14 protein-coding genes and 1 pseudogene are annotated in these 13,122 nt (G+C 53.2%); 13 read left to right on the forward strand and 2 right to left on the reverse strand.

Features of this window, described 5'->3' with window-relative positions; all coding sequences use genetic code 11:
* The first annotated feature begins 56 nt into the window (after positions 1-56).
* The 11 genes and pseudogenes from QNH97_RS08125 (at position 57) to QNH97_RS08175 (ending at position 9,068) form a co-directional block, all read left to right on the forward strand.
* Positions 57-1,199 (forward strand): O-antigen ligase family protein, encoded by a 1,143-nt coding sequence (locus QNH97_RS08125; protein ID WP_283556371.1) that lies wholly within the window; start codon positions 57-59, stop codon positions 1,197-1,199.
* Positions 1,192-1,689 carry an acyltransferase gene (locus QNH97_RS08130; RefSeq protein ID WP_283556372.1) on the forward strand — a complete coding sequence of 166 codons (498 nt, stop codon included), beginning with the start codon at positions 1,192-1,194 and terminating at the stop codon, positions 1,687-1,689. The genes QNH97_RS08125 and QNH97_RS08130 overlap by 8 nt, the downstream gene beginning before the upstream one ends.
* Positions 1,673-2,896, forward strand: a complete 1,224-nt coding sequence (locus QNH97_RS08135; RefSeq protein WP_283556373.1) for an oligosaccharide flippase family protein — start codon at positions 1,673-1,675, stop codon at positions 2,894-2,896. The genes QNH97_RS08130 and QNH97_RS08135 overlap by 17 nt, the downstream gene beginning before the upstream one ends.
* A gap of 119 nt (positions 2,897-3,015) precedes the next feature.
* Complete coding sequence (locus tag QNH97_RS08140) at positions 3,016-4,230, forward strand: glycosyltransferase family 4 protein (protein WP_283556374.1); 1,215 nt, start codon at positions 3,016-3,018, stop codon at positions 4,228-4,230.
* Between the two features lie 2 nt (positions 4,231-4,232).
* Entirely contained in the window at positions 4,233-4,826 is a 594-nt protein-coding gene (locus QNH97_RS08145; protein WP_283557444.1) for a sugar transferase, read from the forward strand.
* The gene (locus QNH97_RS08150) at positions 4,823-5,446 is read left to right on the forward strand and encodes a NeuD/PglB/VioB family sugar acetyltransferase (RefSeq protein WP_283556375.1); all 624 of its coding nucleotides are present in this window, start codon (positions 4,823-4,825) and stop codon (positions 5,444-5,446) included. Before QNH97_RS08145 ends, QNH97_RS08150 begins: the two co-directional genes overlap by 4 nt.
* A gap of 47 nt (positions 5,447-5,493) precedes the next feature.
* Complete coding sequence (locus tag QNH97_RS08155; protein ID WP_283556376.1) at positions 5,494-6,672, forward strand: DegT/DnrJ/EryC1/StrS family aminotransferase; 1,179 nt, start codon at positions 5,494-5,496, stop codon at positions 6,670-6,672.
* A 38-nt stretch (positions 6,673-6,710) separates the two neighbouring features.
* Positions 6,711-6,958, forward strand: a pseudogene (locus QNH97_RS08160) (polysaccharide biosynthesis protein); the annotation flags it as partial.
* A gap of 114 nt (positions 6,959-7,072) precedes the next feature.
* Positions 7,073-7,408 carry a ComEA family DNA-binding protein gene (locus tag QNH97_RS08165; protein ID WP_283556377.1) on the forward strand — a complete coding sequence of 112 codons (336 nt, stop codon included), beginning with the start codon at positions 7,073-7,075 and terminating at the stop codon, positions 7,406-7,408.
* 139 nt (positions 7,409-7,547) lie between these two features.
* Positions 7,548-8,201 carry a GntR family transcriptional regulator gene (locus QNH97_RS08170; protein WP_283556378.1) on the forward strand — a complete coding sequence of 218 codons (654 nt, stop codon included), beginning with the start codon at positions 7,548-7,550 and terminating at the stop codon, positions 8,199-8,201.
* A 15-nt stretch (positions 8,202-8,216) separates the two neighbouring features.
* The gene (locus tag QNH97_RS08175; protein ID WP_283556379.1) at positions 8,217-9,068 is read left to right on the forward strand and encodes an urea carboxylase-associated family protein; all 852 of its coding nucleotides are present in this window, start codon (positions 8,217-8,219) and stop codon (positions 9,066-9,068) included.
* A gap of 199 nt (positions 9,069-9,267) precedes the next feature.
* Here QNH97_RS08175 and QNH97_RS08180 read toward each other — a convergent pair whose 3' ends face one another.
* Both QNH97_RS08180 and eat read right to left on the reverse strand, forming a co-directional pair.
* The gene (locus QNH97_RS08180) at positions 9,268-9,435 is read right to left on the reverse strand and encodes a DUF2897 family protein (RefSeq protein WP_003183831.1); all 168 of its coding nucleotides are present in this window, start codon (positions 9,433-9,435) and stop codon (positions 9,268-9,270) included.
* A 120-nt stretch (positions 9,436-9,555) separates the two neighbouring features.
* On the reverse strand, positions 9,556-10,920 hold the full coding sequence (gene eat, locus QNH97_RS08185) for an ethanolamine permease (RefSeq protein ID WP_283556380.1): 1,365 nt from the start codon (positions 10,918-10,920) through the stop codon (positions 9,556-9,558).
* 406 nt (positions 10,921-11,326) lie between these two features.
* Here eat and kdpF point away from each other — a divergent pair, with 406 nt between their 5' ends.
* Both kdpF and kdpA read left to right on the forward strand, forming a co-directional pair.
* A complete protein-coding gene (kdpF, locus tag QNH97_RS08190; RefSeq protein WP_123414586.1) occupies positions 11,327-11,416 on the forward strand; it encodes a K(+)-transporting ATPase subunit F in 90 nt (29 codons plus the stop codon).
* 8 nt (positions 11,417-11,424) lie between these two features.
* Entirely contained in the window at positions 11,425-13,119 is a 1,695-nt protein-coding gene (kdpA, locus tag QNH97_RS08195) for a potassium-transporting ATPase subunit KdpA (RefSeq protein ID WP_283556381.1), read from the forward strand.
* Positions 13,120-13,122: the final 3 nt, after the last annotated feature.

The following is a 13,122-nucleotide window of genomic DNA, read 5'->3' on the forward strand; positions in this document are numbered from 1 at the left end:
TTGTATGGTGGCTAGGCTTCTTTCGTTAATAGATAAAATTATCTTAAGGCATTTAAATGCTTGGATTGCTCGCTTTTCTTTCGACGATTGTGTTCTTTTCACCAGTCGTTAATTTATTACTTCTCCCGATTGTCTTCTATAGATTGTTTTTGACCAGCTATGGAAGGGATTTGAGTTTTCTAAAGAGTGGACATGTTGTTGGGTTGATGCTGCTGCTGTTGTCAGCGCTTCTGTCAGTTGTTGTATTTGCCTTTGCGGAACCTTTAATTGATAATTTTGAAAAGTCAATATTAGGTGCTTTTCCTTATGTGGTGCTAATACTGATTTCTTTATTTGCGGGTATGGTCTTTCGCAGGAGTGATTTGATAGTAGTACTTTTGCTGGTTTTGTTCGAAATAGCTGTGGGTTTCGCTGAGTATATTGCTGGAACTCACTCGTTTTTTTCGGTTGCACATAAAGGACAGACCCAGATCGGTGACACTGAGTTGCTTTACTATAATCGGGTTTTCGGTTTGAGTGTGAACTCCAGTGTCTATGCCTTCAAGGTATTAGTTGGCTTTGTTGTTTTGATGGCAATAAGGTCGGAGTTGTCTCGGCGTGTCTTCCTGGTTTGTGCGGGAATACTCGCTGTCGGATTTGTTACATCTTTCAATAGAACCGCAATTGTTGCTGCCGCGATTAGCCTGATGTTCTATTATGCGACTAATTGGAGGGTTGTGCTTTCCGGAGGGGTGGTAGGTTGTGCAGTAGGCGTTCTCTACTTATCCACTATCATTGAGAATCTTACGCGTGGTAGAGGTGAGCTAGACTTGTCTGGCCGGGATTTTATTTTTTATGAGTTTTTTAGTGTTCTGAAGCAAAGTCCATTCTTTGGTAACGCTGCGCAAAAAGTTTGGTTGCAGCTTAATGATGGTTTGTATCACGCACACAGTTCATATCTTGAGTTTTTGGTATCAAACGGCGTTTTCATCTCACTTTTGTTTTTTTCGGGCTATTATCTCTTGGTTTTACGTGGCCGAATGCTGGCCGCGTTACCCTTGCTGATCTATTCTGTGTTTCAGTATGGGTTGCTTTGGGGGTTGGTTTTTAACGACGTAGTGTTTTTTGGGTTGATGTTTTATTTGTTAAGATCGAACTCCGATAAGCGGGCAGCGGCTAATAATAAAGCTTCTCTAGAAACGAAGGTGATTGATGTTTAAGTACGTAGTTAAAAAAATACTTTCCGAGATCTTCTATCTGACTTCTGGACGCAATTTTGTCGCGTCATCAGGTCGGCCTAAAATAAACGGCTTCTGTAGGTTTGGGGCTAAGTTAGTTTTGGGAGCTAACGCCAATTTTAATGGGGCGAGAACGTATGGCGCTGGTAAAATCCATGTTGGGGATAATTTTCACTCGGGTGTGGGGTTGAAAGTATTGACTCAGAGTCATAACTATAATGGCGAATCTATCCCTTATGACAGAACTGTTATAGTAAAAGATGTCGTTATCGGTGATAACGTTTGGTTTGGTATGAATGTAATGGTTCTGCCAGGCGTGAGAATTGGGGAGGGGGCGATCATTCAAGCTGGATCGGTAGTTTCGAAATCAATACCTGATTTGGCCATTGCGGGCGGTAATCCAGCCGAAGTTATTCGGTTTCGTGATAAGAATCATTATTTTAAGATGAAGCAAGATGACCGCTATCTGTAAAACCTTAGGTATGGTGTTTGGTTACTCTTCGGTCTTGTTGGTGTCAAAAGGACTTACCTTGCTGGTAAGTTACTTGGTTGCTTTCTCTGTGGGTAACGCAGAATTCGGCTATTTTTCCCTTGCGCAAGCACTGTTTGTTACTGCGGTTACTTTGTTGGGGTTCAATTCTTCCGCCGCATACGTTAGATATTTTTATAGTAAAGGAGTTTCTGCGATTTATAAAGCGTTGAAGCGGGTTTATTATCTATTGTTTGTACTCTCTGTTTTTTTTGGATTGCTATTATATTTTATTTTCTCAGGGCATCCATATTTCGTTTGGTTTGCATTACTTCCTATTTCTGGTTTTTTGGCAGCGCATATTGCTAGCTTTAATGCGATATATAGATGTTCAAATAGTTTGATGGGTTATGCTTTCGCTGAGTTGGGGAGGCCCGTTCTAGTCTTTCTTTCATTGGCGGTTTTTTTGTGGATGAAATTCGAGTTTTCTATTGTTGCAGTATATTTACTTGCTTTGTGTGCTTCTTTGTTGTTGGTCGTTTTTTTCTCGGTCTTTCACTTTCGTTCAAAACTACTCAATAAGTCGCAGTCATCTCTGGAAGAGAGGGAAGTTGTGGTATATCTACTTCCGTTGGTTTTGGTTCAGTTGATGGCGTTGCTTAATAATGTGGGCGATAGATATATTTTGAGCGCCTTTGTAACTGTTGACGAGATTGGAAAATACGGTAAGGCCTATCTTATAGGATCTGCTGCGGGAATGCTCATTGATAGCTTTTCCTTGTTGTGGGCACCATATGTTGTCAGAAGAGTCGATGATTTTAAGACTGATCTGTATCCTAAGGCCTTGCTTGTTTTTGGAGGTGCGACCTTCTTATCTTTGCTTTTGCTATTTGGGGCGGGCTTTGTTTTTATCTATGAAGTTTCATTTTTTTCTTTCGATTACCTTTTCTTGGTAATGGCGATCATTGTGCTTTCTGCATTTATGGCTCGTGTAGGATATCAAATATTTGTGCCCGTGTTGAGCGCCTATGATCTTACAGGTGTTGTCGCCAAGTTGTCTTTTGTGGGCGCGATTGGCGGAATTGCTGCAAACTTTGCTTTGATTCCATTTTGGGGCGGGGTAGGGGCAGCTATAGCGACCTGGATTTCATTTTCCATTTTTTCCATGCTTTCTTTCTGGGTTGTACGAGAAAAAATGCTTCGGGTATGAGCCTTTATCAAATAGATTGTTATTCTTTGTAATATAAATCGAGCTGTAGAACAAACACCGGTACTGGAAATTTAACTCCGTCAGCCGGAATCGCTAATTACGGAGTATCGCAGGGTCCTATGAAAGTTCTGTATTTTCACCAACACTTTTCGACCCCGAAAGGCACGGTCGGTACCCGCTCTTATGAAATGGCTCGTCGTTTGCTTGCGCGTGGTCATCATGTGACGATGGTGTGCGGGAGTTATAGTGGCGGGGAGACTGGTCTGGGTCTTCCTTTCATTGGCGGTAAACGACGCGGAACAGTCGATGGTATTAACATCATTGAGTTCGATCTGGCGTATTCAAATAGTGATGGCTTAGTAAAGAGAGCTGTGACCTTCGCCAAGTTTGCTCTACGCAGCATCAGTTTGGCATTTACTGAGCGCTACGATCTAGTATTTGCAACGACTACGCCATTAACTGCGGGTATTCCTGGTATTTTCGCCCGCTGGTTACGAGGTAAACCGTTCGTATTTGAGGTGCGCGATCTGTGGCCGGAATTGCCCAAGGCTATGGGGGTGATCCGGAATCCTCTAGTATTGTGTGCCATGTCGATACTGGAGTGGATAAGTTATCGCTCGGCACATAGGTTGATTGGCTTGTCCCCCGGGATAGTTGAAGGCATTGTTAAGCGTGGGGTCGCACGCGAGCGGGTTGCTCTGGTCCCCAATGGCTGCGATCTGGGTATTTTTTCCGGCGACGTTGAACCTTGGCGTCCCGAGCAGGTAAAACCGGACGATATGCTGGCTGTTTTTGCGGGCACCCATGGCGTGGCCAATGGCCTGGATGCCGTACTCGATGCGGCAGCGGAACTGAAACGGCGTGGACGTGACGATATCAAGTTGCTTTTGATCGGCCAGGGCAAGCTCAAACCGGCTTTACAGGCACGGGCGCAGCGCGAAGCGTTGCACTGTGTTGTGTTTCATGAACCAGTGAACAAGTCTCGACTTGCTGGTCTGATGGCTAGTACGGATGTTGGGTTGCAGGTATTGGCAAATGTGCCTGCTTTCTACGTTGGCACTTCACCAAACAAGTTTTTCGACTACATTGCATCTGGCTTGCCCGTACTCAACAATTATCCCGGCTGGTTGGCGGGGATGATTCGCGATAACCATTGCGGCTATGCAGTTGAGCCGGAAAATCGGCACGCTTTTGCCGATGCGCTGGAGCAGGTTGCAGGTGATAAGACGGCAGCAAAGGAAATGGGCAAACGGAGTCGTGAGTTGGCTGAGCGAGAGTTTGACCGCGAACTGCTGGCGAATCGCTTTGTCGATTGGCTGGAGGGAGTAAGGTGAATATCAAGCGCCTTTCCGATATCGTCGCCTCCGTTTGCGGTCTTTTACTGCTAGCACCAGTTATTGCCATCGTTGCGTGGCAGGTTCGCCGCAAACTTGGTTCTCCTGTGCTGTTCCGTCAAGTGCGGCCCGGTCTGAATGGTGAGCCATTCGAGATGATCAAGTTCCGTTCCATGCGCGATGCTGTGGATGTTGTCGGCAACCCATTACCAGACTCCGAGCGTATGACACCATTTGGCAGTTTCCTGCGTTCCAGTAGTTTGGACGAATTGCCAGGGCTGTGGAACGTGTTAAAGGGGCACATGAGCCTAGTGGGGCCGCGTCCGCTTTTGATGGAGTACCTTCCGCTTTATAGCCCTGAGCAATACCGTCGCCATGAGGTGCGTCCCGGAGTTACCGGTTGGGCGCAAATTAATGGCCGTAATGGACTTGGCTGGGACGATAAGTTTAAGCTGGATGTCTGGTATGTCGACAATCGCTCATTCTGGCTGGATCTTAAAATCATCTTATTGACCATCAAGAAGGTGCTGGTGCGTGATGGCATCAACGCCGAAGGGGAGGCAACCATGTCCAAGTTTACGGGGAATAAACCGTGAACCGTCTAGCCATTTTGGGCGCTAGCGGCCACGGCAAGGTAGTGGCAGATACAGCTGAGTGTTCTGGTTGGGACTCGATATGTTTTTTTGATGATGCTTGGCCGTCAGTTAAGAAAAATGGAATATGGTCAGTCGTGGGTAATACGGACCGCTTACTCTCGGAACTTGAAACGTTTTCCGGTGTGGTTGTCGCCATTGGCGATAATCGAATACGTCAGGATAAACTCCAAAAATTACTTCTGGTCAACGCTAGGTTGGTTACGCTGATACATCCTGCCGCCACGGTGAGTCGATATGCGACGATTGGAGCCGGTTCCGTAGTTTTTGCAGGTGTCGTAGTAAATGTAGGAGTTCGGGTCGGATTAGGTGCGATTTTGAACACAGGTTGTAGCGTTGATCATGATTGTGTTTTGGGGGATTCTATCCATATTAGTCCGGGAGCGCATCTTTCAGGCGGTGTAACACTGGGTGATCGGAGCTGGATCGGTGTTGGTGCGTGTATCAGGCAGCAGATTAGTATTGGTTGTGATGTAGTTGTAGGGGCTGGCGCGGCGGTGGTGAATGACATTGCCTCCCGTCGAGTCGTGGCTGGTGTGCCGGCCAAGCAGCTGAAAGGCTAATTCAGGACGGGTTACTTGGGTAGTATTAATTTATATAGGTATAGATTGTGCTGAATACACCATTTTCACCTTGGCCTTCTTTCACCGAAGAAGAAGCGGACGCGGTTCGGGCGGTTATATTATCTAATAAGGTTAATTATTGGACAGGGCAAGAGTGTCGCGAGTTCGAGAAGGAATTTGCAGCGTGGATTGAGGTAAAGCATGCTGTAGCCGTTACAAATGGCACCTTAGCGTTAGATTTAGCGCTAAAGGCGCTGGGAATTGGCACGGGAGATGAAGTGGTTGTCACGCCCCGGACTTTTTTAGCATCTGTATCCAGTATCGTTAATTGTGGCGCGGTCCCTGTATTTGCGGATGTAGACCGCGATACACAAAACTTTACTGCAGATTCAATTCGTGCGGTGTTGACATCTAGAACTCGTGCCTTTATTTGCGTCCATTTGGCGGGGTGGCCTTGTGATATGGATCCAATAATATCTTTGGCGAAAGAATTTGGTATTAAAGTTATCGAGGATTGTGCTCAAGCTCATGGGGCAGTCTATAAAGGGAGGCCGGTTGGTTCGATCGGAGATATTGGGGCATGGTCTTTTTGCCAAGACAAAATAATGACCACAGGTGGTGAGGGCGGAATGGTCACGACTAATGATAGTAAACTGTGGTCTAGTATGTGGTCATTTAAAGATCATGGCAAAAGTTGGGAAGCAGTTTACGAACAAGAGCACCCGCCAGGCTTTCGTTGGCTCCACGGAAGTTTTGGCACTAACTGGCGTATGCTAGAACTACAGGCTGTTATAGGTCGCATTCAGCTACGGCGCATGAGAGATTGGCATACAAGTCGCCTGAATAATGCTCGCCAGATCTGGGCATGTGCACGAACATGCGCTGCTTTACGAGCCCCAATAGTTCCCGAAGAAATTGTTCACGCAGCATACAAATGTTATGTGTTCGTGCGGCCAGATAAGTTAAAAGTAAACTGGAGTCGTGATCGGATATTAACGGAGATCGCCGCCCAGGGTGTACCATGTTTTTCCGGTTCATGCTCTGAGGTATATCTTGAGAAGGCCTTTGATAACACTAGGTGGCGACCTGAAAAACGGCTAGCTGCAGCGAAAGAATTAGGGGAGACCAGTCTGATGTTTATGGTGCATCCCACGATAACTGAGGCCCAAGTCGCCAAAACCTGCAACGTTTTGAAGCATGTAATGAACGAGGCTACTGAAGGTTAATTTAGTGGTGGATAGTGTTCGCTCGGATAAGAGTCGCCCAAGGCGATATTTCAATCAAGTTTATGGTGGCTGCATCTAGGTGAGAAGCGTTACAAAGAGTTGTTAGTTGGCGACAACGTCGTTGCAGCCTCTCATTCTATGATCATGATTGCCAACGAAGACGGCTGCCATCGAGCATGATGACTACGGAAGGGTTCGTCAGTTGCTCAGGGATACGGTGAGCGGCTACGCCCCGGACGGCGAGATTGTCGACTGGATCTACCAGCAGCGCCGTCTCGACCCCTGATTGTTACACAAGCTGTAACGTACACACTTTTGACAGTACCCCATCATCGCCTAAGTTTGAGAAGCAGCTTCGGAAAAGCTGCTTCTTTCTTAACGATGTCATGGAGCGTCACTTATGCGTACAGGCTATTTCTACTCTCTGGTTTTTGCCCTTCTGACCAGTGCCTCTATAGCAGTTATCGCTGCACCCGCGGTCAAGTCCGAGACGACGGCTGCTCCGCAGGTATTGGACGTGTCGGCGAAGTCGCAAAGCGCCAAGGTGGATCTTAACGGGGCGGATGCCGCGACTCTGCAACGCGAGTTGACGGGAATAGGCAAGACCAAGGCCGAGGCGATTGTTGCGTATCGGGAGAGTAATGGAGCCTTCTCGTCGGTGGAGGAGTTGCTGGAGGTCAAGGGAATTGGTAAAGCGCTTCTGGACAGGAATCGCGACAAGTTGGAAGTGAACTGAGGTGAGATAGCGAAAAGGCCGGTCGAGATGACTGGCCTTTTTGCGTTATGCCTAATGAAAGCTGGTGGTCGATCACTCATGGCACAAAATGTGATTACTCATTGCCATTCGATTGTTGAACAATCTAGGGCCTTCCATCATGACCAACGAGCTGTCCCTCGCCGACCAAATCACCCTAGAGCTACGCGCCGACATCATCGCCGGTCGCCTGATCCCAGGCATGGCCCTGGTAGAGAGCAATCTGGTCTCAGCCTACAACGCTTCACGCAACACCATCCGCGAGGCGTTACACCGCCTGGGCCAGGAAGGGTTGACCCGTTATGTGCGTAACAAGGGAGTAATGGTCCGCAGGCTGGACGCCGAAGATCTGCGGGACGTGTTCAAGGTCCGTCGCACTCTGGAGCTTCAAGCCATCATGTGCAGTGCGCCACTGCGCGAGTACCAATCCGACCGTATGCTCGAAGCCCTCGAGGCGGCCGAGCTGGCTCGGGAGCGTGAAGACTGGCGTGCAGTAGGTACCCATGGCCTGGCGTTCCATCAACATATCGTCGGGTTGATGCGCAGTCCTTTGCTCGATGGGTTTTTCACCAACGTGGTTGCGCAGTTGCGCCTGGTGTTCTGTGCCGCGCCCGACGAGCCGCGCTTCCAGGCCCCGTGGCTGGTTCGTGATCGCGAGATCCATGACTGGCTAGCCGAAGGCGACAAGGGCGCAGCCTATGAAGCGATGAGTCTTTATCTCGACGATTCCGAGCAATTGCTTTTGCAGTTCTTGACCCCCGCTATCCATCACTGATCGAGGATGTGTGCCATGTACAAAGACTATCCAGCCGCCTATCAGGTCAGCAAAGGCTCAGCCCTGCAGGTGGATAAACCCTTCTACGACCGCATCCGCGCCGAGCAGGACAAGCGCACGCTGATCGAGCAGTTCGAAGTGCCGACCCGCACCGGGCGGGCCTGGCATGTGCCGGCCGGTCATGTATTCCGCGTCACGACGCCGGTAGGCCCGCAAGTGGGGGATCTCAATGTCTGGAACGCCCACGATCCACGGGAGCGGCTTTGGGCGGCGCGCACACGTCAGCTGCAGGGCGCCCATGTCAGCACCCATGATCGGTTGTGGTCGAACCTCCCATTCCTGCGGCCCCTGGTGACCATCACCGATGACAGCCTGGCCGGTTACGGCATCGACGAGCATGGTGGGCGGCTGCACGATTTGCTGGGGACCCGTTGTGACCCGTACGTGAACAAGATGCTGACGGGGGAGGACTTTCACCATCACTGCCATTCGAACCTGACCCGTGCGGTGTTGCCCCATGGCTTGACGGAGTTCGATGTGCATGACGTGCTGAATATTTTCCAATGCACTGGGCTCAATCATGACGACATGTATTTCATGAAGGCCTGTCCGGCGCAGAAGGGCGATTACCTGGAGTTTTTTGCCGAGATTGATCTGCTGTGTGCTTTGTCGACTTGCCCTGGCGGTGACTTGTCGCTGGCGATGTGGGGGCCGGATGCGCAGGATCCCCTTAGCGTTTGCCGTCCGTTGGGGGTGGAGATCTATCGGTTGGAGGATTCATTGCTGGCGGGCTGGAGCCAGCCTGAGCGGGCGGCGTACAACGGGTTGCATGGGTTGCAGATTGCCAAGGCGGATTGGGAGAAGTAACACTGCAGTGCATGGGGCTTTTGTGGCGAGGGAGCTTGCTCCCGCTGGGCTGCGCAGCAGTCCCCAAAGTCACGACTGAATCAGCCTGGTACACCGCGCTGGCAGGTTTGAGGGGGGGCGCTTCGCGCCCCAGCGGGAGCAAGCTCCCTCGCCACAAGAGCGGTGTGCCTGGCTGTAGAGCGGTGTGCCAGGCTGTGGATCAACGATCCTTGGCCTCCTTCGCATCCATCTCCGCATTGCGCTCAGCCACGCGTTTGCGCTGTTCATCCGTCAGTTCGACCTTGTTGGCGGTGTCGCGCAGCATCATCAGGCCACCGACGATCGAGCCGATTGCAACAATCAGAATCAACCAGGCATACCAGGGCATAGGGTTCTCCTTGAGGGGGCGATGGACGCGGGAAGATTTCGCCGATCCATCGCACCTACCACTTATGAGCGAAGGTTGTTCGCAGTGGTTCAATACTACGCCCGTTCTGCCGGGTTCACCTCAAAGGCCGGTCAGCATTGCATCGGCCGGGGCATCGGCGCGCAGTTGTGCGGTGAGCGTGAAATACAAGAAGCCCACCGCCATGAAGCCGAGGAAGATCAGGCCGATCAGCGTGTTGAACCAGGCCATCGCTACCAGGCACACGACTGCCAGCACCAAGGCGATCCCCGGTACGATCGGATAGCCCGGCGCGCGGAAGGTGCGTTCCAGGTTGGGTTCGGTTTTACGCAACTTGAACAGGCTGAGCATGCTCATGATGTACATGACGATGGCGCCGAATACGGCCATGGTGATCATCGCGGCGGTCAGGGTCATGCCGCCGAGGTTGATCAGGCCATCGCTGTAGATCGCTGCGATGCCGATCAGCCCGCCGGCGATGATGGCTCGGTGCGGCGTCTGGAAGCGTGACAGTTTGGCGAGGGAGGCGGGCAGGTAGCCGGCGCGGGCCAGGGCGAAGAACTGCCGCGAGTAGCCGAGGATGATGCCGTGGAAACTCGCCACCAGGCCGAACAGGCCGATCCACACCAGCATGTGCAGCCAGCCGGAGCTTTCGCCGACCACGGTTTTCATGGCCTGGGGCAGGGGATCGTTGATGTTCGACAAAGTGCGCCAATCGCCGACGCCGCCGGCAAAGAACATCACACCCATCGCCAGGAACACCAGGGTCAGGATGCCGCTGATGTAGGCCTTGGGAATCGTGCGTTTTGGGTCCTTGGCTTCTTCGGCGGCCATGGCGGCGCCTTCAATCGCCAGGAAGAACCAGATGGCGAAGGGAATCGCGGCGAACATCCCGGCAATGGCCGGTGCGCCGAACACATCCGAGCCGGCCCAGCCGTTCAGGGCGAAATTGCTGAAGCTGAACGCCGGGGCGACGACGCCCATGAAGACCAGCAACTCGGCCACCGCCAGGACGCAGACGATCAGTTCGAACGTCGCCGCCAGCTTGACCCCGAGAATGTTCAGGCCCATGAACACGATGTAGGCGCCGACCGCCGCGTGTTTCGGGTCGAGGGCCGGGAACTGCACGTTCAGGTAGGCACCGATGGCCAGGGCGATGGCCGGTGGCGCGAAGACGAATTCGATCAGTGTCGCCAGGCCGGCGATCAGGCCGCCTTTCTCGCCAAAGGCCCGACGGCTATAGGCAAACGGCCCGCCGGCATGGGGAATGGCGGTGGTCAGCTCGGTGAAGCTGAAGATGAAGCAGGTGTACATGGCCGCGACCATGAACGACGTCACCAGGAAGCCCAGTGTCCCGGCCACCCCCCAGCCATAGCTCCAGCCAAAGTACTCGCCGGAAATCACCAGCCCGACGGCAATGCCCCATAAATGCAGGGTGCCCAGGGTGGGTTTGAGTTGTGTGTTCATCGGTGGCTCCCCTTTGATCCATAGCAAAAGCGCTGGAAGGGGGCAGTGCAGTGGGCGTGCCAGGGCGGCGAGGGCGGTCGTAATGGGTGAAATCGTGTCGTATCGGAGATGTTCGCTGCCGGATCGCTCGGTTTCGTGCTCCAGTTCAGGGCATCAGTGGCTGGGCTGGCCTCATCGCGAGCAAGCTCGCTCCCACAGGGGCTCTCCAGTGGCCACAGATTTTCTATTCACAACAGGTCAAATGTGGGAGCGAGCTTGCTCGCGATGAGGCCATCTCGGTTAGCCGAAAAAACCATTTTTTACACATTCTTTATCCCCCAAGCCCCCTCTCGATCTCGTTCCTTTACACCCTCCCTGCCGACAATCACTCCACACACGGCACGACGCCGTACCACGGAGAAATCCCATGAGCCTTCTGGACGGGGTGTCGCTGCTGCTGGCAGTGGCGCTGTTCATTTATCTACTGGTTGCGCTGTTGCGCGCGGATCGGAACTAGGAGCGGCTATGCACGGTTATGACTACGGGCTGATCCTCGCCTTTTTCGCCCTGGTGCTGATTCCGGCACCGTTTCTGGGGCGTTTTTACTACCGGGTGATGGAAGGCCAGCGCACTTGGCTTTCACCCGTCCTCGGCCCGCTGGAGCGCGGTTGTTATCGCCTGGCCGGTGTCGATCCCGCTGTGGAGCAGAGCTGGCAGAAGTACACCCTGGCCTTGCTCGCGTTCAACCTGGCGGGTTTTTTGTTGCTGTTCGCGATCCTTCTGCTGCAGGGGCATCTGCCCCTCAATACCGAGCAAGTGCCCGGCATGGAGTGGACCCAGGCCTTCAACACGGCCGTGAGTTTCACGACCAATACCAACTGGCAGTCCTACAGCGGTGAAGCGTCCCTGAGCTACCTGAGCCAGATGGTCGGCCTGACGGTGCAGAACTTCGTCAGCGCCGCCACCGGCCTGGCCGTGCTGGTGGCGCTGTGTCGCGGGATCGGGCGTAAGTCCGCTGCGACGCTGGGTAATTTCTGGGTCGACATGACCCGCGCCACCCTCTATGGCCTGTTGCCGCTGTGCCTGTTGCTGGCGTTGTTCCTGGTGTGGCAGGGCGTGCCGCAGACCTTCGCGCACTATGTGCACGGTCTGACGATGCAGGGCGCCGACCAGGTGATCCCCCTGGGCCCGGCCGCCAGCCAGATCGCCATCAAGCAACTGGGCACCAACGGCGGCGGTTTCTTCGGCGTCAACTCGGCGCACCCGTTCGAGAATCCAACGGCCTGGAGCAATCTGTTTGAACTCGCTTCGATCATCCTGATTCCTGCCGCGCTGGTGTTCACCTTCGGCCATTACGTCAAGGACCTGCGCCAGAGCCGGGCGATCATTGCCTGCATGCTCGTGCTGTTTCTGATCGGTGGAGCGACATCGCTGTGGGCCGAGTACCAGCCCAACCCGGCCCTGAACAACGTAGCCGTGGAACAGACTGCGCCGCTGGAAGGCAAGGAGTCGCGCTTTGGCACCACCGCCACGGTGCTGTGGTCGGTGACCACCACGGCAGCCTCCAACGGCTCGGTCAATGGCATGCACGACAGCCTCAATCCGCTCAGCGGCATGGTTTCGCTGGTGAACATGATGGTCGGCGAAGTGATCTTCGGTGGCGTCGGGGCCGGGCTCTACGGGATGTTGTTGAACGTGCTGATCGCGGTGTTCCTGGCCGGGCTGATGATTGGTCGCACCCCGGAATATCTGGGCAAGAAGCTCGGCGCCAGGGAGGTGCAACTGCTGGTGGTGACCCTGTTGGTGATGCCAGTGAGCGTGCTGGTGCTGGGCGCCATTGCGGCGAGCCTGCCCGGGCCGGCAGCTGCCGTGACTAACCCCGGTGCCCATGGTTTCAGCCAGTTGCTCTACGCCTACACCTCGGCGGGGGCGAACAACGGTTCGGCGTTCGCCGGTTTCGGTGCCAACACGCCGTTCCACAACCTGATGCTGGGCCTGGGCATGTTGATCGGTCGTTTCGGCTACATCCTGCCGGTGCTGGCGTTGGCCGGCAGCCTGGCGCTGAAGAAAACCGCGCCTATTGGCCAGAACAGCTTCCCCACTCACGGCCCGCTGTTCGTGACCTTGTTGACTGTGACCATCCTGTTGGTGGGCGGCTTGACCTTCCTGCCGACCCTGGCCCTGGGGCCGATTGCCGAACACTTGAGCCTGGGCTTCTGAGGG

Origin of the sequence: Pseudomonas sp. G2-4, assembly GCF_030064125.1 — a bacterium.
Lineage (GTDB): Bacteria > Pseudomonadota > Gammaproteobacteria > Pseudomonadales > Pseudomonadaceae > Aquipseudomonas.

Bases quoted from the DNA above. Each gene is read 5' to 3' on its own strand.
- QNH97_RS08125 (WP_283556371.1), top strand. From the start codon at position 57: ATGCTTGGATTGCTCGCTTTTCTTTCGACGATTGTGTTCTTTTCACCA.
- QNH97_RS08130 (WP_283556372.1), top strand. From the start codon at position 1,192: ATGTTTAAGTACGTAGTTAAAAAAATACTTTCCGAGATCTTCTATCTG.
- QNH97_RS08135 (WP_283556373.1), top strand. From the start codon at position 1,673: ATGACCGCTATCTGTAAAACCTTAGGTATGGTGTTTGGTTACTCTTCG.
- QNH97_RS08140 (WP_283556374.1), top strand. From the start codon at position 3,016: ATGAAAGTTCTGTATTTTCACCAACACTTTTCGACCCCGAAAGGCACG.
- QNH97_RS08165 (WP_283556377.1), top strand. From the start codon at position 7,073: ATGCGTACAGGCTATTTCTACTCTCTGGTTTTTGCCCTTCTGACCAGT.
- QNH97_RS08170 (WP_283556378.1), top strand. From the start codon at position 7,548: ATGACCAACGAGCTGTCCCTCGCCGACCAAATCACCCTAGAGCTACGC.
- QNH97_RS08175 (WP_283556379.1), top strand. From the start codon at position 8,217: ATGTACAAAGACTATCCAGCCGCCTATCAGGTCAGCAAAGGCTCAGCC.
- QNH97_RS08180 (WP_003183831.1), bottom strand. From the start codon at position 9,435: ATGCCCTGGTATGCCTGGTTGATTCTGATTGTTGCAATCGGCTCGATC.
- eat (WP_283556380.1), bottom strand. From the start codon at position 10,920: ATGAACACACAACTCAAACCCACCCTGGGCACCCTGCATTTATGGGGC.
- kdpF (WP_123414586.1), top strand. From the start codon at position 11,327: ATGAGCCTTCTGGACGGGGTGTCGCTGCTGCTGGCAGTGGCGCTGTTC.
- kdpA (WP_283556381.1), top strand. From the start codon at position 11,425: ATGCACGGTTATGACTACGGGCTGATCCTCGCCTTTTTCGCCCTGGTG.